The 20669-nt window shown below is 35.4% G+C and carries 13 protein-coding genes and 1 CRISPR repeat array; of the genes, 9 read left to right on the top strand and 4 right to left on the bottom strand.

Annotated features, from left to right (window positions below):
* Positions 1-17 precede the first annotated feature (17 nt).
* A complete protein-coding gene (gene lptG, locus AC5LXI_RS07750) occupies positions 18-1082 on the bottom strand; it encodes an LPS export ABC transporter permease LptG (protein WP_493441823.1) in 1065 nt (354 codons plus the stop codon).
* Between the two features lie 10 nt (positions 1083-1092).
* Entirely contained in the window at positions 1093-2196 is a 1104-nt protein-coding gene (gene lptF, locus AC5LXI_RS07755; RefSeq protein ID WP_493441824.1) for an LPS export ABC transporter permease LptF, read from the bottom strand.
* Between the two features lie 138 nt (positions 2197-2334).
* On the opposite strand from lptF, the gene AC5LXI_RS07760 reads away from it, so the two are divergent.
* From AC5LXI_RS07760 to AC5LXI_RS07790, 7 genes are all read left to right on the top strand, one after another.
* Positions 2335-3819, top strand: a complete 1485-nt coding sequence (locus AC5LXI_RS07760; RefSeq protein ID WP_493441825.1) for a leucyl aminopeptidase — start codon at positions 2335-2337, stop codon at positions 3817-3819.
* Positions 3820-3832: 13 nt separating this feature from the next.
* Positions 3833-4288 carry a DNA polymerase III subunit chi gene (locus tag AC5LXI_RS07765; RefSeq protein WP_493441826.1) on the top strand — a complete coding sequence of 152 codons (456 nt, stop codon included), beginning with the start codon at positions 3833-3835 and terminating at the stop codon, positions 4286-4288.
* Between the two features lie 845 nt (positions 4289-5133).
* Positions 5134-6001: direct repeats of the CRISPR family, unit length 28 nt; unit sequence GTTCACTACCGTGTAGGTAGTTTAGAAA.
* Positions 6002-6080: 79 nt separating this feature from the next.
* Positions 6081-7103 (top strand): hypothetical protein, encoded by a 1023-nt coding sequence (locus AC5LXI_RS07770; protein ID WP_493441827.1) that lies wholly within the window; start codon positions 6081-6083, stop codon positions 7101-7103.
* Between the two features lie 754 nt (positions 7104-7857).
* The gene (locus AC5LXI_RS07775) at positions 7858-8703 is read left to right on the top strand and encodes a Rossmann-like and DUF2520 domain-containing protein (protein WP_493441828.1); all 846 of its coding nucleotides are present in this window, start codon (positions 7858-7860) and stop codon (positions 8701-8703) included.
* Positions 8700-9542: a 3-methyl-2-oxobutanoate hydroxymethyltransferase gene (gene panB, locus AC5LXI_RS07780; RefSeq protein ID WP_065613077.1), complete on the top strand. Its 843-nt coding sequence runs from the start codon at positions 8700-8702 to the stop codon at positions 9540-9542. The genes AC5LXI_RS07775 and panB overlap by 4 nt, the downstream gene beginning before the upstream one ends.
* A gap of 18 nt (positions 9543-9560) precedes the next feature.
* The gene (gene panC / locus AC5LXI_RS07785; protein ID WP_464319844.1) at positions 9561-10406 is read left to right on the top strand and encodes a pantoate--beta-alanine ligase; all 846 of its coding nucleotides are present in this window, start codon (positions 9561-9563) and stop codon (positions 10404-10406) included.
* 192 nt (positions 10407-10598) lie between these two features.
* A complete protein-coding gene (locus AC5LXI_RS07790) occupies positions 10599-13457 on the top strand; it encodes a valine--tRNA ligase (protein ID WP_493441829.1) in 2859 nt (952 codons plus the stop codon).
* Between the two features lie 114 nt (positions 13458-13571).
* On the opposite strand, the gene AC5LXI_RS07795 is transcribed toward AC5LXI_RS07790, so the two are convergent.
* A complete protein-coding gene (locus AC5LXI_RS07795; RefSeq protein ID WP_493441830.1) occupies positions 13572-14243 on the bottom strand; it encodes an OmpW/AlkL family protein in 672 nt (223 codons plus the stop codon).
* Positions 14244-14462: 219 nt separating this feature from the next.
* Complete coding sequence (locus AC5LXI_RS07800) at positions 14463-15851, bottom strand: EmmdR/YeeO family multidrug/toxin efflux MATE transporter (RefSeq protein ID WP_493441831.1); 1389 nt, start codon at positions 15849-15851, stop codon at positions 14463-14465.
* A gap of 987 nt (positions 15852-16838) precedes the next feature.
* Here AC5LXI_RS07800 and guaA point away from each other — a divergent pair.
* Together guaA and AC5LXI_RS07810 are read left to right on the top strand one after the other, a co-directional pair.
* Positions 16839-18422: a glutamine-hydrolyzing GMP synthase gene (guaA, locus tag AC5LXI_RS07805; protein ID WP_493441832.1), complete on the top strand. Its 1584-nt coding sequence runs from the start codon at positions 16839-16841 to the stop codon at positions 18420-18422.
* Positions 18423-18856: 434 nt separating this feature from the next.
* The gene (locus AC5LXI_RS07810; RefSeq protein ID WP_493441833.1) at positions 18857-19900 is read left to right on the top strand and encodes a type II asparaginase; all 1044 of its coding nucleotides are present in this window, start codon (positions 18857-18859) and stop codon (positions 19898-19900) included.
* Positions 19901-20669 lie beyond the last annotated feature (769 nt).

A 20669-nucleotide genomic window follows, 5' to 3' on the forward strand; every position in this document is an offset into this window, starting at 1 on the left:
AAACTATTGCTGATAATCTAGTTTTTTCTTTTAAATAAAATATAACTGATTAGCAAAAACACCATGCTAGTTAACATAGATCCTACAATAGGGTAAATGCCCATCACAATACTGGCTTGCGCAAAAAGATTGTCAGCAATGTAAAAAATGAAACCAAAACTAATACCGATAATCACCCTAACACCCATGGACACGCTACGTAATGGGCCAAAAATGAAAGACAAAGCTAACAATAGCATTACGGCAACCGAAATAGGTTTAATCAACTTCTTCCAAAATAATAAATCATAATATTTGGTATCTTGGCCTGAATTTTTCAGGTATTGTGAATATTGATAAAGTCCTGACGCTGACAAAGACTCGGGATCAAAAGCCACAATACTCAACTTATCCGGTGTAATATTAGTCTTCCACTGCATGGTAAGCGAATTTGTGCCAGTTACTTGTTGAGGATTGGTCAAATCATTCATCTCGATTTGTGACAACGTCCAAGCTCCGTTTTCAAACACGCCACTATTGGCATGTGTAATTGATAGCAACTTATTTTTATCGACACTGTAAATATTAATATTTGAGATAGAACTATCGTTATTAACATGATCAATATAAATATAATCATTACCATCTTTCGCCCACAAACTACCTTGCTGAGCTAATAAGGAATTGCCGTAAAGTTTCTCAGAACGCATATTGCGAGCGGTTTGTTCGCTGATTGGCGCGACCCATTCACCAATTGCCATTGTGATAAGCACTAACGGTAAAGCGGTTTTCATCACGGCTAAAGCGATTTTAAAACGGCTAAAGCCTGACGTTTCCATCACGATAAGTTCACTACGTGAAGCCAAAATTCCCAAACCGATTAAACCACCTAAAAGTGCCGCCATAGGGAAGAATACCTCTAAATCTTTAGGAACCATCAACAAGGAATAAAAACCAACTGACAGTGCATCATAATCAACTTTTATTTTTCTAAGTTGGTCGATGAACCGAATGATTCCTGACAAACTAATTAATAAAAATAAGCAAATGCCAATGGTATTTAAAATAGTCTTACCAATATAACGATCTAAAATCGAAAACATCGTTCTCCCCTTAAGACGCAATAAATTTTAAACGGAGTTTACGCATAAATAAGTTATCCCAACAGTTCAATATCAAAGCCAGCGCTAAATAACCCATATTAATCAGATAAAACCATAAAGCCGGATCTAATCGACCTTTACCAGCATTGGCTTTAACTGAACTTGAAAGTAAAAAATAGACCAAATAAAGCAGCAATGCTGGCAAAATTTGTGCAAGCCGACCTTGTCTTGGGTTAGAAACACTCAATGGAATCACTAAGAAAGCCATTAAAGGAACCGAAATAATCAACGTCAAGCGCCAGTAAAACTCAGCTTTAGCCTTAGCGCTTGGGTTTTCGTAGAGCTCAAGTAATCCTAATTGCTGAACATCAACTTTATCATCATCAACATTGGTATCTAACTCTTTCGGCTTAATAATACCTAAATAATTATGGAAATTGGAAATTCGAAAATCTTTCAATTGCGCCGTACCTTCATAACGGTTTGCATCTTCAAGCGTGATGATTTGGTTACCGTCTTTATCTTCTTCGGTTTTCCCTTTATTGGCAATGATGATAGAAGGGCGCTGAGTGTTTTTAGAATTGATCTGCGCGATGAATACACTATCCAACTTATTATGTTCTACATTACCAATATAAATTACCGAATTGCCATCGGGAGTTTGTTGAAATTGTCCGGCTAATAAGCCAGCTAAACTTGGATTAATCTTGGCATTTTCAACTAATTGATCTTGTTTTACGCTGGACCAAGGTCCAAACCAGAGGCAATTTAGAGCGGTTAATATACAGGTTATCAAACAAAGAAACACAACCACCTGATAATTAATTCTTCTTTTAACCCCACAAGCATGCATTGCCACCATTTCACTGTCCGAATAAAGTCGACCGAATGTAACAAGCACGCCTAAAAACAGACTTAATGGCAAAATAAGATCAGCCATATTCGATACACCCAACACCAAAAGCGGCATAATCAAATCACGAGGAATACTGCCATCAATTGCGTTGGATAAAATTCTGATTAATTTCTGAGAAAAGAAAATCAGCAATAAAATAAACAGTATTGCGCCTTGTGTTTTCATTGTCTCTTTAATTAAATATCGGCGAATTATCACTTTTTTACCTATCTATTCGTCTTATCAAATCGCACTATTATAATCTGATTTGCGTTGTTTCGTTATCTTTTTGTTGCTATCGTTTAATGAACCGATAAAATGTTACTATTCACATTCAATATCTTACAAGAGAACTCTATGCAATACGCAATCAAAAATAGCCTTGTTATAACTAAACAAAAAGAAGAATGTTTAGTTATTACTGTCCAATCAGGCAAAACACAATCTAATTTAATCAAAGAGATAGATAACGTAAATAATGGTTTGATTAGCCAATTGATAAAATCAGGTGATATTAGTGGTGAGTTAGGTAAAACCACATTTTTATATTCGTCGGCAAATTCTACCAAACAAAAAATATTAGTTGTAGGATGTGGTGAAGCGAAAAGTTTTGATATAAATGCCGCTAAAAAAGTGATTCAAGCTACAATTAAAGAGCTTGCTAGCAAAAAAGTTAACCACATATGTTGGGATCTTTTGACCTTAAATTCAGCAATAAGTGGTGAAATAGCTAAGCAATTACCACAAATTGTTAGTGAATTAACTTATTGTTTTGATGAGTTCAAATCAACAAAATCGGAACAACCGAGCCTACAAAAATTGACACTACTTTATGGCGACAAAAAGACAGTCAGTCAAGTTGAAGGCCAATTATCGCAAGGGCAAATTATTGCCAAAGCTATTAGTAGCACGAAAAATATAGCTAACATGCCATCGAATGTCTGTAATGCTAAATACTTAGCTGAACAGGGTAAAAGTTTAGGTCAACAACATACTAATTTAAAAGTCACCTGTTTTGGCGAAAAAGAATTAGCAAAACTCAACATGAATGCTTATTTAGCTGTAGGGCGAGGATCTGCTAATGAATCAATTATGACGGTGATTGAATACCATGGCGCTAAAGATAAAAAGGCCCAGCCTTATGTCTTAGTTGGTAAAGGATTAACCTTTGATTCAGGCGGTATATCTATTAAACCTTCTGCTGGTATGGACGAAATGAAGTATGATATGTGTGGTGCAGCAACCGTGTTTGGCGTAATGCAAGCAGTAGCCGAGCTCAAATTACCAATCAATGTCGTCGGTGTAATGGCTGGCTGTGAAAATATGCCTGATGGTAATGCTTATCGCCCAGGTGATATTTTAACGACCATGTCAGGTATTACTGTTGAAGTAATTAACACTGATGCTGAAGGCCGTTTAGTATTATGTGATACCTTAACCTATGTTGAACGCTTTAAACCAAAAACTGTCATTGATATTGCGACATTAACCGGCGCTTGTATTGTGGCTCTTGGTCATCATTACACAGGTGTAATGGGTAACAATCCACAATTGGTGGAACAACTTGTTAACTCATCAAATAAAGCCGGTGATAAAGCATGGTCTTTACCAATAGATAGTGATTTCCAAGAACAAATCAAATCGACTTGCGCTGATATTGTTAATGCTGGTGGTCGAGATGGCGGTACAATTACTGCTGCTTGTTTCTTATCACGCTTTACTGAAAAATATCAATGGGCACATCTTGATATAGCTGGTACAGCTTGGAAATCAGGTGCCAACAAAGGTGCAACTGGCCGACCAGTTGCGATGTTAATTCAATACTTACTTGATCAAAAATAAGTAGATAAACATCATGAAAAAAGTGATTTTCTATTTACTAGAAAACTCAACCCCAGCTAATGATGCTGGGGTATTATTTCAAGAAAAATTAGCCTGCGAAAAAATTGTCGAAGCATGGCACAGCAAACAGCGTGTGCTGGTTGCTTGCCAAGATCAAGCGCAAGCTGAGCGAATTGATGAATATTTATGGCAACTTGATACCGATGATTTTGTTCCACATAACCTTGCTGGTGAAGGATTAAAAGGTGGATCGCCAGTTGAAATCTGCTGGCCACAAAAGCGCAGTAGTGGTGCACGACATTTATTAATTAACCTACAACAACAATTTCCCGAATTTGCCGGTGTTTATCGTGATATTATCGATTTTGTTCCTGTCGACGAACAACAAAAATCGTTAGCAAGGGAAAGATATAAAGCTTATAAAGAAGCAGGTTTTAATCTCAAAACTATTCCAATTACATGTCGATGACCCAAGTATCAAAAATTGACTTTAACCAATTAGTTTATCGAAATATGATAAAGCTAGTTTTTAAAGTAAATTCAGGATAAATACTGCGATTATTTTCAAAATTACCTATTACGGCATTACCATTCTGTTTTTAATAAAAACTCAATTAAATAAGTTTTTTGCAATCTAGAAAGAAGAGGCCTGCCAACCCTCTTAACTCGGACGTAATCGCCGTATAGAAACAACCACAAAACAACAAAACGTCCGAAACTCAAAGAACTAAAAAATAAAGAACTAAAAAATTTTGAGGAAAGGGGTTTTTAAAGCCAAAATCCATCCAATAAATCGCTAACGTTAGTTATAACATCAGCTAGTTCCAATAATTAAAGTATATTTTTATCAATCAGTTTGATGCTTCTCATTTAGCGACATTGGCAATGTGCTGACAACTGAGTGAGGTTAGCATGGCAAACAGGGATGTTTGGCAAGGCTGTGTTTTGTCAGGAACAAATCACAGCCGGTGCGTTAAAAGCGAACGAAGGCAGAAGGCAGTCACATCGTGACCACTTGCGTGGTCGCCGCGGGAGATTGTAAAGAGGGTTCGCGCCAACCCTCTTAACTCGGACGTAATCACCGTATAGAAACAACCACAAAACAACAAAACGTCCGAAACTCAAACAACCAAAAAAATTTGAGGAACGGGTTTTTTGAAACTTAAATTCCTACTTATTGCTGACCCTTTTTTTTAACTTAAAATAAAGTATTTAAAAATCAATATGTTGAAAAATGGCTCAAAAAAAGGGTTTTTATTGGTAAAAATGGACTTTGCCTTTTTGCCAACAACATTTATAGTATATTGGATTCTAGTTCACTACCGTGTAGGTAGTTTAGAAAATAAATCAGATATCAGACGGTAAATTGATTGAGTTCACTACCGTGTAGGTAGTTTAGAAATGCCGATTGTCATAGTTATTAATAGAATGAGAGTTCACTACCGTGTAGGTAGTTTAGAAAAATCCGATGGATCGGGTTATTCGGGTTATATTGTTCACTACCGTGTAGGTAGTTTAGAAACCTGCTCTTCTTTTAAAAATGAGTGTTAAATGGTTCACTACCGTGTAGGTAGTTTAGAAAGTTGATTGGTTAAATGACTATTTCGAGATTGGGTTCACTACCGTGTAGGTAGTTTAGAAAAACTTGGAAAGTTTAAAAACACAAGTTCGTAAGTTCACTACCGTGTAGGTAGTTTAGAAAGTTATAGTGTTACCTTGACGTTGCGCAGCAGTGTTCACTACCGTGTAGGTAGTTTAGAAAATGCCGCTTTTTACCGTCACTACCCTTATCTCGTTCACTACCGTGTAGGTAGTTTAGAAACTTTGTGTCAGATATTAAGAGTAAATTTACAAGTTCACTACCGTGTAGGTAGTTTAGAAATACACGGCAGTGAACTGCCAGCAGTCCTGAAAGTTCACTACCGTGTAGGTAGTTTAGAAAAACAAAGCAAGTCAAAATTTTTTTGCAGTTTTGTTCACTACCGTGTAGGTAGTTTAGAAATACCAAGATATAGGTCAGGTTTTGGAAATTTAGTTCACTACCGTGTAGGTAGTTTAGAAAAAGAGACCGATTTAATATTTCAAAACATCATCGTTCACTACCGTGTAGGTAGTTTAGAAATAATTCATTTTGTAGTAAATTGATAAATGAAGGTTCACTACCGTGTAGGTAGTTAAAAACTCATACAAACCGCCTAGAGGCGGTTTTTTATTGCCCTTAATCCTTAAATAACATACCATTACCTAAAAAAGGAGATGGTATGAAAAATTTGTTCGCTATTTTAATAGTTTTTATAACTAGCATTAATTTTGCAAATGCAAAGATTCAAAATTACAACCCAGACGGCAAAGAAGAATATATTTTTGATGAAAACAATGCTAATGCAATTGTAAATAATGGTTATATGGAATTAAATAAAAGCCCAAAACAAAAAACATCAGTTAAATTACCTTATGATAAATATAAAGGAATGCGTTGTTACATTCAAAAAGAAATAAAAGGGGACTATCAAACCTATTACAAATTAGTTTTACAGAATGGAGAATCTTTTTATGCTTGGCGATACTCTAGTGAGGACAAAAATGCGGAGCATTCTTTAAATAAATTTATAACAAAATATGAAGTATATAAAAATCTTAAAGGCAAAATTTCAGAAATTTCTAATATAAAATTATCTAATACAATAAAAGTTGATAAGGTTCAAACTGAAGGAGATAAAATATTTAGCGTAACTCTATCTAATGGTGCTAAATATTTTGGAAATGGTTTAAAAGATGTACAGACGTTATTATTAAAAATTACAGATCAAAATGATAAAGATGAATTTTTGAATATATTAAATAAAGGCGATATATTGCTATCATATGATAAAATCGAAAACACATTTTTCTTAACAATGGATGTAAATTCACCACCTATTTCTATGTTTGTAAAAATCATAGATGGAAAAGAATTACTTTTAATAACACGGGTTTTGTACACAGGAGATGATTGGCTTTTTTCTAATAAATTTGTAATTTATCAAAATGATAAAAAATTCATAAAAAGTAATATTGATTTTAAACATGAAGTTAACTATGAAGTAAAAGAATATTATAATTTTATATCAGATAATAATTATGCGGATTATATAAAAAACCTTACTGATACAGATGACACTTTAATACGATTTTATGGTGAAAATAAAAATAGCGATAAGGCTATAGATTCCCAAAAGATTAATAGAATGAAAAAAGTTATTCGGTTGTATGAGATTTTAGAAAAATACTATGGGAATAATTAAGCTTATTAAGTTAAGGTTTTAGTTTTTCTATAAGCAATTCAGTATTCCCATACACACCAGAATAAAATACAAAACTATCACAAACCGCCACGAGGCGGTTTTTTATTGTTTGGAGAAAAGATGAAAATTATCCGCTCCCACAAAAAACGGTGCAACTTAGCACCTATTCTCGCCAACCGCCCGCCCAATTTACTACAGTTGAAAGCAGAAGCGGAAAAATATATTTTAAAAAAGTCGTACAAAATTAATCAACGACTAACAGTATTAGCTTTACTTTTTCTTCTAAATTTGAAGCGCAAATATTCATGAATTGGTTTGCTAATGTTCTGAAGAACAGATTTTTACCGTTTGACATTAAATTAGCGACTGAGTAGGAAACTTCTCAAACTATACGATGTCGATTTCTTCCAGAATCATTGCTCAATGTTAGTCGTCCCAATAGTTTACAATGGAACTACACTACAACGCATTCACTACCACAATGGTAGTTTAGAAATATATAAGTGGCGGAATAGGTAAAATCATGAAGTACACTACTTATATAGCGGTTTAAAATTGATTGCCTAGTGATAAATAAACTGACAACAAATTAAATTCTTCTATTTAAAAAATCCTTAAAGCAAATTACTCCCTCAAAAATTGAGAAGAGGAGAGAATTGCTTTTAATCCTATATAGCTTAGTCTTTCTGGTTAAAAATTGAATCTATATCAAATTAGGCTATAATGCCACTTTACTTAAATTTTGTTATTAATGATGAATATTGGTTTTATCGGTGCAGGTAAAGTGGGTTGTACTTTGGCTAAATATTTCAGCCAATGTGGTTTGCCAGTCGTTGGTTTTTATAGCCGTGATGCACATCAAGCACAAGCAGCAAGTGATTTTACGAATAGCAAAGCATATTTAACTTTATCTAGCTTAGTTGAGGTTTGTGATTGTCTATTTTTGACTGTGCCGGATAGTCAAATTAGCTCAGTTTGGCAAGTGGTTAGTCGATTGCCGATTGAGAATAAATTAATTGGTCATTGCAGTGGTTTGCTGACATCACAGTTATTTACTATCGACCATATTGTTCATCCTTTGGCCTTTTCGCTACATCCTTTATCGGCAATTTATGATCGTTTTACCTGCTACAAGGAGATGGCTAAGATATCATTCACTTTAGAAGCCAATAATCCCCTAACATTAGCTAAATTACAACCGATGTTGTCACCTTTGGTAAATGCGATAGCAATATTATCGGCAGAACATAAAGCGCTTTATCATGCTGCTTGTGTTATGCTAAGTAATCATGTCATCGCCTTAGCGCAAGTTGGCAGTGATATGTTGGCACAGTGTGGTTTAGATCCCCATTTTTGCCAACAAGCGTGGCATGATCTATTTTTAGCGAATGCCAAAAATATTTGTAATGTTGGTACTATAAATGCATTAACAGGTCCGGTTGAACGCAATGATGCAAATACTATAAAACAACATTTACTCAACTTACCTGCTGATATAAAACCTTTATACCAACAATTATCGACAATATTAGTTAATCTTAGTCGGCAAAAACATCCTAATAGGGACTATCATCAATTAGAACTGGAGCTGTTACCTTGAAAAATACAATTCTAACTTTACAACAACGCAAACAAAATCAACAAAAGATCACCATGTTAACTGCTTATGACTACACAACGGCAAAACTGATGGACGATAGCGGTGTAGATTGTTTATTAGTTGGTGATTCATTAGGAATGGTGATGCTAGGCTATGAAAGCACGGTTTCTGTCACCATGGAAGATATGATCCATCACTCTAAAGCAGTGGCAAAGGGCGCTAAAAACGCATTAGTTGTGACAGATTTACCGTTTATGTCTTACCATGCTTCTGTTTATGATGCTGTACATAATGCTGGTCGCTTGATTCAAGAAGGCAATGCACAGGTTGTAAAACTAGAAGGTGGGCGAGCATTTTGTGAACATATTAAGATGATCACTCAAGCATCAATTCCGGTTATTGCCCATATTGGTTTGATGCCACAATCAGTATTAGCATTAGGCGGTTACAAAGTACAAGGTAGAGATTACCAAGCGGCTAAAGATATAATTTTGGATGCATTAGCGGTTGAACAAGCTGGTGCTGCAGCTATTTTACTCGAATGTGTACCTGCTGATTTAGCTAAATTTATCACTGAACTTGTTAGCATACCAACGATCGGTATTGGTGCTGGTCATGGTTGTGATGGTCAAGTGTTAGTTTATCAAGATATGTTGTCAATGTATGATGGCGTATCATCTAAATTTGTTAAATCTTTTGCGCCAATCGGTGATCAAATGAAGCAAGCATTTGCCGATTATTGCCAAGAGGTAAAACAGCAACAATACCCAGCATCAATGCATGAGTTTGCCATTGACGGTGAGATTATGACTCAACTCAAATCTGAATTTTCAAAATAGCCAGAAAGGATAATAATTGTGAAAGTTGTAACAACAATTGATGAAGTTCGTCAGCAAGTTAAATCGTGGCGTAAAAACGGTGCAACCATTGGATTAGTGCCAACCATGGGGTATCTGCATGAAGGTCATCAGAGCTTAATGGCTGCGGCTAAACAAGATAATCAAAAAGTGATTGTTACCATTTTTGTCAATCCAATGCAGTTTGGCCCGAAAGAAGACTTAGCCAGTTATCCACGTGACTTAGAGCGCGACAAAAACGCCTGCCAACAAATGGGTGTTGATCTGATTTTTTGTCCATCAGCCAGTGAAATGTATGATGCCAATTTTAATAGCTATGTGAATGTTAATGGCCTAACTGATGCTCTTTGCGGCAAAAAGCGCCCCGGTCATTTTAAAGGCGTTTGTACTGTGGTTACTAAGTTATTTAATATCACGCAACCAGATCGAGCCTATTTTGGTCAAAAAGACGCTCAACAACTAGCGGTTATTCAACGTATGGTAAGCGATCTTAATGTTGACATCGAAATTATCGGTTGCCCAATTGTGCGTGAAAGTGATGGACTAGCTAAAAGTTCTCGCAATAGCTATTTATCGCAACAAGAACGCTTAGCTGCTATCTGTTTGTATCAATCAATCGAGTGTGCCCAGCAACTGATTCAAGCCGGTGAAAAATCAGTACAAACCATCTTAACCGCGATGCAGAATATTATAAATGCACAGCCGTTAGCTAAAATTGATTATATTGAATTTGTTGATTATGCAACATTAACTGCGGTTGATCGTTTAAATCAAGATAGTTTATGTGCTTTGGCGGTTTATATTGGTAAAACCAGATTGATTGATAACTTTATCTATCATCATTAGTCTTTACCATTCTAATCGTTCATAACGTTAAGACCACTTGCCAACAAGTGGTTTTTTTATACTAATTTTATTGTTATCTGATTTAAATTTGATTTGATCAAACACTTTATTCGTCTAACAATTTATTGTTATATCATTTTACGGTAGAATAACCACATTTTTATGCCTTGAATTAGGATTGATGCCTTTATTATGAAAAATACGACTTATAATCCACAAGAAATCGAACAACCTATCTATCAACATTGGGAAGAAAGTGGTTACTTTAAGCCTAATGGTGACAAATCTCAACCAAGTTATTGTATTGCTATTCCACCACCAAATGTAACTGGTAGTTTGCATATGGGACATGCTTTCCAACAAACTATTATGGATGCGCTAATTCGTTATCATCGTATGCAAGGTAATAACACGCTTTGGCAATCAGGTAGTGACCATGCCGGTATTGCAACGCAAATGGTGGTAGAACGTAAAATTGCTGCTGAAGAAAACAAAACTCGCCATGATTATGGTCGTGAGGCGTTTATTGAAAAAATTTGGCAATGGAAAGCTGAATCAGGTGGTAGCATCACTAAACAGATGCGACGTTTAGGTGATTCGGTTGATTGGGATCGCGAACGCTTTACTATGGATGAAGGTCTTTCAAATGCGGTTAAAGAAGTTTTTGTAAGACTTTATCAAGAAGACTTAATTTATCGTGGTAAACGCTTAGTTAACTGGGATCCAAAATTACGTACCGCAATTTCTGATCTTGAAGTAGAGAATCGTGAAGTAAAAGGTTCAATGTGGCATTTACGCTATCCATTAGCAGATGGTGTTAAAACTGCAGAAGGCAAAGATTATCTAGTTGTCGCAACAACTCGCCCTGAAACACTATTTGGTGATACCGGTGTGGCCGTTAATCCAGAAGATCCTCGTTATAAAGATCTAATCGGTAAATTTGTCATATTACCATTTGTTAATCGTCGAATTCCGATTGTTGGCGATGAACATGCGGATATGACAAAAGGTACTGGCTGTGTAAAAATTACTCCTGCGCATGACTTTAATGATTATGAAGTAGGACGTCGTCATCAATTACCAATGATTAACATCTTAACTTTTGATGGTGATATTCGTGCACAAGCAGAAGTGTTTGATACTAATGGTGAGCCAAGTACTGCACACGCAACCGATATTCCGGCACAATTCCAAAATTTAGAACGCTTTGCGGCGCGTAAATTAGTTGTTGCGCAGTGTGAAGCTCAAGGTATTTTAGAAAAAATCGAACCGCATGACTTAACTATCCCTTATGGCGATCGTGGTGGTGTGGTAATCGAACCTATGTTAACCGATCAATGGTATGTAAGAGCTAAAGTATTAGCGGAACCAGCTATTGCGGCGGTAAAAAATGGTGATATCCAATTCGTGCCTAAACAGTATGAAAATATGTATTTTTCATGGATGAATGATATTCAAGATTGGTGTATTTCGCGACAATTATGGTGGGGACACCGAATTCCAGCTTGGTATGATAATCAAGGCAACGTCTATGTTGGTCGTGATGAGGCTGAAGTTCGCCGTGATAATAATCTGGCAGCAGACATCGAATTGTCTCAAGATGACGATGTTCTTGATACATGGTTCTCATCAGCATTATGGACATTTTCAACTTTAGGTTGGCCAGAAAACACTGATGATTTAGCTACTTTCCATCCAACAAATGTGCTAGTGACTGGTTTTGATATTATCTTCTTCTGGGTTGCTCGAATGATTATGATGACCATGCATTTCATTAAAGATGAACATGGTAAACCACAAGTACCATTTAAAACGGTATATGTGACCGGGCTAATTCGCGATGAAGAAGGGCAAAAAATGTCGAAATCTAAAGGTAATGTTATCGATCCTTTAGATATGATTGATGGTATTTCACTTGCCGATTTATTAGAAAAACGTACTGGTAATATGATGCAGCCACAATTAGCGGAAAAGATTGCCAAACGTACCGAAAAACAGTTCCCAAATGGTATTGAAGCGCATGGTACTGATGCCTTACGTTTTACTTTAGCGGCGCTGGCATCAACTGGTCGTGATATCAATTGGGATTTAAAACGCTTAGAAGGTTATCGTAACTTCTGTAATAAACTATGGAATGCTAGCCGTTATGTATTGATGAATACCCAAGATCACGATTGTGGTTTTAAAGGTGGGGAGTTAGATTATTCATTAGCGGATAAATGGATCTTAGCGGAATTTAACCAAACTGTGAAAACCTATCGAGAAGCATTCGATACTTACCGTTTTGATTTAGCTGCTAATATCTTATATGAATTCACTTGGAATCAGTTCTGTGACTGGTATTTAGAGTTAACTAAATCAGTATTGGCAAATGGTGAACAGAATCAGCAACGTGCTGCTCGTCATACCTTAGTCACGGTACTTGAAGCCTTATTACGTTTGGCGCATCCAATCATTCCATTTATTACTGAAGCTATTTGGCAAAGTGTCAAACCATTAATGGCAATCAAAGCGGATACCATTATGTTACAACCAATGCCAGCATTTGATAGCCAATTAGTTGATGATAAAGCAGTTGCCGATATCAATTGGATTAAAGACGCTGTCATTGCGGTTCGTAATATCCGTGCTGAAATGAATATCGCACCAAGCAAACCATTACAGTTATTGATTAGAAAAGCATCACCAGCGGTTCATCGCGTAATTAGTGACAATGTCACCTTTATCGAATCATTAGCAAGATTATCAGAAATAGTCTTGTTAGATGAAGGTGAAGCAGGGCCATTATCAGTCACTAAATTGGTTGATGGCGCTGAACTTCTTATCCCAATGGCTGGGCTTATTAATAAAGAAGATGAGCTAGCTAGACTAGAAAAAGAGATCGCTCGCATTGATGGCGAAATTGCGCGTATTGATAATAAATTATCTAATGCTAGCTTTGTCGATAAAGCTCCCGCAGCAGTCGTTGCCAAAGAGAAAGAAAAACAACAAGGCTATATTGCTGATAAAGCCAAGTTGCAAGAGCAGTATGCAGCCATAAAAAGTCTTTAAAGATCATAATAAAAAGGCCTGACGCCGGTTGAATATCAAAATCAGGCCTTATAAGCCGCTTAATAAAAGTGTCCAACTTTATGGGGGCACTTCATTGAGAGGTTTTTTGAATGATTAAAACTTGTAACCGACACCTAACATTACTACCCATGGATCAAGATCATATTTTGCCGTAACTTTAGTATTACCTAAATGCGTTCTAGCTTTAGTTTGAATATCGATATAACCGATTTGCGCATTAATTAACCAATTTTCATCTATTGAATAATCAGTTCCCACTTGCGCTGCCCAGCCCCAAGAACTGTCCAAATCAAAACCATGAAAACCTGTTTTTTTAGCTTTACCACTCACTTTTTCATCAAAAAAGAAGGTGTAATTTATGCCAAGTCCAACATAAGGTTGAAACTCACAACTACTATCAAATGGATACCAAAGTGCACTCAATGTTGGTGGTAAATGTTTAATCTTGCCTAAATGAGCACCAGCTAATCCAGTAGCGTTGCCCCCACTAAGTTTCACTTGATGGCTAAAAGGTGTTGCACCTAATAATTCAACAGCGAGATTATCGGTAATCATATATTGAAAATTAAGTCCAAGCTGCGTGTCATTATCAGCTTTGGCTTTAAGATCACTTTTTGCGCCGCCAATTTTGACATGATTACTTTTATCTTGAGGATGAACATAAGCAGGACCGCCGCGGATAATAATTTGGTTGGCACTATGTGCCAAAGCGGCAGAGCTAGTTAATCCAAAGGTGAGTAGCATAACAATTGATGATACTCTCATTTTTGTCTCCTTATTATACTTATATAAACTGTTTGCAACATGTGCGGTTAATTAACATGCCGTTTTTAATATGAAGCAATAAAGGAATGAGGTACTAAAAGATATCGAGGATATTCTAGCACCATAATATTAGCAATGATACGGTGTTGTAAGGATTTACAGATGTAATAATTATAGGTTTATTGAGCAATTGATTAAGAGTCCATTAATCAATTTAACTCAAATTCGCTTTTGATGACGCCATAGCCATTTACCGCTAATAAGTCGATGATAAAAGAAGAAGCTTCGAACGATCCAATCTAAGAACATACCAAACCAAACTCCAATTACCCCATAGCCAAAATAGACTCCGAAAATATAACCAACCACAATACGACACATCCACATACTCCCTATGGCGACCCACATGGTATAACTGGCATCTTTAGCGCCTTTAAAGCCATATGGTAAAACAAAGGATGAAGCCCAAAAAGGGGTAAACAACGCATTAAACCAAAGCAAATGTTTGGAAATCTCGATAACTTCATGATCATTGGTATAAAGTGAACTTAAGAGCCCTGCAAACGGAATCGATACAAACGCTAAAAAGCAGAGTAATAAGCTAGTTAAATGAAAGATAAACTTAAGTTGCCTAGTTGGTTGATAGATTTGACCCATACCAATACGCTTACCAACTATAATTGTCGAGGTTGCGCCGAGGGTACCACCGGGTAAATTAAGTAACCCAGCAATTGAAAATGCAATAAAATTCGCGGCAATCGTTGATGTTCCCATACCTGCAACAAAGGTTTGCGTTAGTAATTTTCCGATATTAAACATTACCGATTCCACACTAGCAGGGATTCCGATACTTAAAATATCAATCAAAATTTTACCATTAAACGAATGAAAATAACTACGGAGAGGAATAAATAACGCTCGACTTGGCTTAATGGTTAATACCAATAAAATAAAAAACATCCCACAGTAACGAGATGTTGTTAAGCCAATGCCGGCCCCAATAAATCCAAAACCATGCCAACCAAAAGCGCCATAAATTAGCACATAACTAATCGACAGGTTCAAAATATTCATAATGATGTTTAAATACATCGGTAACTTAGTATTGCCAGCGCCACGCAGGGCACCACAGCCAACTAGAATAAACGCAAGGGCTGGGTAACCTAAAACGGTTAATCTTAGAAAGGTGAGAGTTAGTTCCTTAACTTCAAGATCAGCTTTACCAGCAATAATTTCGACAATCCAATATCCGGAAAACTCGACAAACAAAAACAGTAAAATCGAAATTATCACTAATAACGTAATGGACTGTCTTGCTGCCACTACGGCTTTTTTACGATTATGTCGCCCCAAACTAAATGCCACAACGACCGACGTTCCTAGCGCAACGGCCATAAAAAATGACATTACAATCATATTGAAGCTTTCCGCTAAACCAACTGCCGCCATTTCGGCCTTACCAATCCAACTTACTAAAAACGTACTAAAAATACCCATTAAAATGACTGACAAATTCTCAATCAAAATTGGCATTGCTAAAGGATATATTTCGCGCCAAAACAGCACATTATTAGAACGTCGCTTTTTATAAAGTTGAAGATTCTTCAATCGACTTAAAAAATCCAATTTATGACCTAAATTTTCATATAAAAATTGGGGTTATTATAGCGCTTTTATCTGACAAAAATGAAATTATGTTTTAAAAAAGCGAATAAAAAAATAAGTTAAAAAAAGTTGAGGAAAGGGGTTTTTTTGCTTCAAATTCATTTTTCATGGGTAAAATAACAGATTTTATAATTGTAGTGCAGATTTTTGTCGATATCGACATGTCATTAACACCAATATTTGCTTAAATCAGTTAAGTTTATTTACATGACAAATTTATAATTTTTTGAGTCTATATGATGGAAATAATGATTAATGTCTCTAGTAACCTTGGTTGAACCATTTTTCAAAAATGGTTCAGATTGCATTTTGTAATAATCTACTAACAGTTTCTAATTAATTTTAAATGTTTACATTAACTAGTATAAATTAAATAGAAACGATATTTATAATGCTCTTAATATCAGTAATTTTATTGCTAGAAATGCAATTATTATATCAATCTTAGATCTGTACTCTCTCTTTGCTACTAGTACTATATGGCTTAAAATATGGGTAATTAAACTGGTTAATTTTTGATCTAACATGGGGATTTTTTAACTTATGTTGTAACTCAATCACTATCTGATTGAAACTTTACCACAACAAGTACTTATAATTGATATCTTTATCCAGATACAAAAGGTCGTAATATACCTTTATCTTGGGGGGGGAAGTATTCAATAATAATATCTCCTCGAATGACCTAAGCTTCTTTTAATAAAACTTTTATAGTTAAATCATCTGTCTTGTTACTTTTACTTCATAATTGAGTTCAATTAATCAAGGTAATAGTTAGTCCATCGTTACAGCAATCATTTGAGTTACAAGCAGCTATTTTTTATAACTGGAAAATATGAAAAAATACTGATTTGCTATTTAAGCATAATGATTAGATGATACAATAGTTTCCAATTTTTATATTAGCCCACATTTTAGGAATTAAAATTGATGAATAAAGACATCCACCAGCAGCGAATATTAATTTTGGATTTTGGTTCACAAGTAACGCAATTAATTGCTCGAAGAGTTCGTGAAATCGGTGTGTATTGTGAACTGTGGCCGTGGGATGTTTCGGAAGAGAAAATTAAACAGTTTAATCCTAAAGGTATTATTCTTTCAGGTGGTCCGGAAAGTACTACCGAGCAAAATAGTCCTAGAGCACCTGAATATGTATTTAAAGCTGGCGTGCCTGTGTTAGGTATCTGCTACGGTATGCAAACTATGGCAATCCAAATAGGTCAAGGCGGGCAAGTTACTGCATCTAATCAACGTGAGTTTGGTTATGCTAAAGTTGATATTGTTGCAAAATCCAAATTAACTGAAGGTATTTTAGATAGCACAAATGATGCTGGTGTTAATCAACTCGATGTTTGGATGAGTCATGGTGACAAAGTCACTTCACTACCAGACTCGTTTACCGTAATAGGCCAAACAGAAACATGTCCATTTGCCATTATGGCAAATGATGAAAAACAGTTTTATGGTGTACAGTTTCATCCAGAGGTAACGCATACTATTAAAGGATTAGAGTTACTAAAACGTTTTGTAATTGATATTTGTCGGTGTGAAAAATTATGGACACCTTCTTCAATTATTACTGATGCAGTGGCACGTATTAAAGAGAAAGTTGGTCAAGATAAAGTATTGTTAGGTCTATCTGGTGGTGTTGATTCTTCGGTTACTGCACTATTATTACATCAAGCCATCGGCGATCAGCTAACCTGCGTTTTTGTGGATCATGGTTTATTACGTTTAAATGAAGCACAGCAAGTGATGGAGATGTTTGGTGATAAATTTGGATTAAATATTATCGCAGTTAATGCTGAAGATCGTTTTATGACCGCACTAGAAGGCGAAGCCGATCCAGAAGCTAAACGTAAAATCATTGGTCGTGAATTTGTTGCAGTTTTCGATGAAGAAGCCGCAAAACTGAAAGATGTAAAATGGCTTGCTCAAGGGACTATTTATCCCGATGTTATTGAATCCGCGGCCGCTGATACAGGTAAAGCACATGTCATTAAATCACATCACAATGTGGGTGGATTACCTGAAGATATGGAAATGGGCTTAGTTGAACCATTACGGGAGTTATTTAAAGACGAAGTGCGTAAAGTTGGTTTGGAACTTGGTTTACCTTACGATATGCTTTATCGTCATCCATTCCCTGGACCTGGTTTAGGTGTACGCGTATTAGGTGAAGTGAAAAAAGAGTACTGTGATTTATTAAGACAAGCCGATGCGATTTTTATCGAAGAACTCTACAAAGCTGATTTGTATCACAAAGTTAGCCAAGCATTTACCGTATTTTTACCAGTACGCTCGGTTGGCGTCATGGGTGATGGACGCCGCTATGATTGGGTTGTCTCACTGCGTGCCGTAGAAACCATCGACTTTATGACTGCCCACTGGGCGCATCTTCCATACGACTTTTTAGGAAGAGTATCAAACCGTATCATCAACGAAGTAAATGGCATATCACGAGTGGTTTATGATATCAGCGGAAAACCGCCAGCGACTATTGAGTGGGAGTAAAGCTCCCTTTCTATTATTAATATAAATCAATAATTAAAAAGTTGGTAATACTAATTGTATTACTAGCTTTTTTGTTTCTTTCAATCCTTAATCTCCCAGTAGAATCATTGAATTTTTTATAGTAAAGAATAATGGTAAAAATGAATTAGTTTTTAGGTGTAGATCAACTGTAACTATCACCTAAAATAGTACATAAAAAAGTAGGACATTCTCTATAATATTTTTAAAGTGGAATCATTAAGAGCAAATTGCATCATTTAGGTGCATTCATTTTAATAATAGATAAAGCATGCCCTTGTTATATTTACTTCGTATTTTAATAATTCAAATTATTTATTGAGATATTTTTAGCGACAATTTAATTTTATTTAAATTGGTCTGGATTTTGCATGGTAAATAAAAGGATATTTATTTACTATCTATAAGGAAAAAAGATGAAATATAAAATAATACTTTTCACAACTCTATTCTTAATGAGTACATTTTGTTTTGGCGAGACAAAACTTCCTCATGTTGTTATTTTGGCAACCGGTGGAACAATAGCCGGTTCTGCTGCAAGCAATACCGATACTGTTAGTTATAAAGCCGGGGAATTAGGTGTTCAAACATTAATTGATGCTGTTCCTGAATTAAAAGATATCGCTCAGATCGATGGTGAGCAAGTAGCTAATATCGGTAGCAACGATATGACCAGCGATATTATTTTAAAATTATCAAAACGTGTAAATGAATTATTAGCAAAAGATGATGTCGATGGTGTTGTAATTACCCATGGTACAGACACGCTTGAAGAAACAGCCTATTTTCTTCATTTAACGGTAAAAAGTAATAAACCCGTTGTATTGACTGCTGCTATGCGTCCCGCGACCGCTATCAGTGCCGATGGGCCAATGAATCTATTAGAAGCTGTGACATTGGCATCTACTCGAGAAGCTAAAGGGCGAGGTGTTATGGTTGTACTTAATGATAGAATAGGCTCAGCCCGATTTATAACAAAGACTAATGGCACAACTACAGATACCTTTAAAGCCGCAGAACAGGGATATTTAGGCGTTTTCATAGCTGCAAAACCACATTTTGAAACAAAGATTGATAAACTTCATACATTAAATTCTATTTTTGATCTTAGCGCTGTTAAAGAGTTACCCAAAGTGATTATTTTATATGGTTATCAGGATGATCCAGAGTATTTGTTTGATGCTGCGATCGAAAATCATGTTGATGGCATTGTATATGCTGGATCAGGTGCAGGCTCCACATCGGTTAGAAGTGAAAAAGGAATAAAAAAAGCCGAAGATGCTGGTATTATCGTTGTGCGTTCATCACGAACAGGTAGTGGTATAGTTCCTGTAAATAAACAACTACCTGGATTGGTTTCAGATTCTCTTAATACAGAAAAGGCCCGAATTTTACTCATGACAGCATTAACTAAAACTAAAGATCCTGAGTTAATTCAGCAATATTTTCATACTTATTAGTTAGAATAATTTTTGCCAATTCAAAGAGTTGCAAGTATCTATCTTGCAGCTTAATCCTGAACAAAAGCAATTAAAAATGTGCTTGAAGTTATTTTGTTTGCACAATATCAGTAATAGTAATTTTTAAAAATATAGATATCAATTTCACCATACCTAAATTACTTTTTTAACAATATTAAACTAAACTAAATCCTTAAAAAAACATTATTATTAAACAATTCTCCAACAGATTAACAGGGAAGTTTAATGATATTTTCAAGGATTAGATGTATTAAACGTTATTAAATATTTGCTTAAAGATTCTGTATTGATCGGTCTCTTCTTCATATTCTATTTTAGTATGGACATAACATAATTATGTAGTTTTATAAAATCGCCACTTGTTGATGTTTTATTTGCTATAGCGGTTACTGTTGAAATTATTTTCTTTCTCTCTCTCAATGCTGATAAAACAATTTGTTGTTAAAAGTCCACATTTGTTAACCCCTTATTTAGGATTAATTTTGGGGGTTAACATTTTCTTTTGTTTGGCTATTTATTTTATATGTTTATTTCGACCAATATAATAGTGGGGGATGGGATGGTTTAGGGTTTCTCGTTTGGGCTTTTTTGCCTGCGATTGATAGTTTTATGTGTTATATTATTTTAATAGTTATCAGAATGTTATATTTTTTATGTTGTTTTTTATTTGTTGAAAGGTCTAAATAACATTTTTCCTTGATTAACTGTCGTTTCTAGATAGTGCTTAAGTATATTATTTAGCAACCTA

The sequence above is a fragment of the Gilliamella sp. LMG 34361 genome (genome assembly GCF_984569075.1).

Bases quoted from the DNA above. Each gene is read 5' to 3' on its own strand.
- lptG (WP_493441823.1), bottom strand. From the start codon at position 1,082: ATGTTTTCGATTTTAGATCGTTATATTGGTAAGACTATTTTAAATACC.
- AC5LXI_RS07760 (WP_493441825.1), top strand. From the start codon at position 2,335: ATGCAATACGCAATCAAAAATAGCCTTGTTATAACTAAACAAAAAGAA.
- AC5LXI_RS07765 (WP_493441826.1), top strand. From the start codon at position 3,833: ATGAAAAAAGTGATTTTCTATTTACTAGAAAACTCAACCCCAGCTAAT.
- AC5LXI_RS07770 (WP_493441827.1), top strand. From the start codon at position 6,081: ATGAAAAATTTGTTCGCTATTTTAATAGTTTTTATAACTAGCATTAAT.
- AC5LXI_RS07775 (WP_493441828.1), top strand. From the start codon at position 7,858: ATGAATATTGGTTTTATCGGTGCAGGTAAAGTGGGTTGTACTTTGGCT.
- AC5LXI_RS07790 (WP_493441829.1), top strand. From the start codon at position 10,599: ATGAAAAATACGACTTATAATCCACAAGAAATCGAACAACCTATCTAT.
- AC5LXI_RS07795 (WP_493441830.1), bottom strand. From the start codon at position 14,243: ATGAGAGTATCATCAATTGTTATGCTACTCACCTTTGGATTAACTAGC.
- guaA (WP_493441832.1), top strand. From the start codon at position 16,839: ATGAATAAAGACATCCACCAGCAGCGAATATTAATTTTGGATTTTGGT.
- AC5LXI_RS07810 (WP_493441833.1), top strand. From the start codon at position 18,857: ATGAAATATAAAATAATACTTTTCACAACTCTATTCTTAATGAGTACA.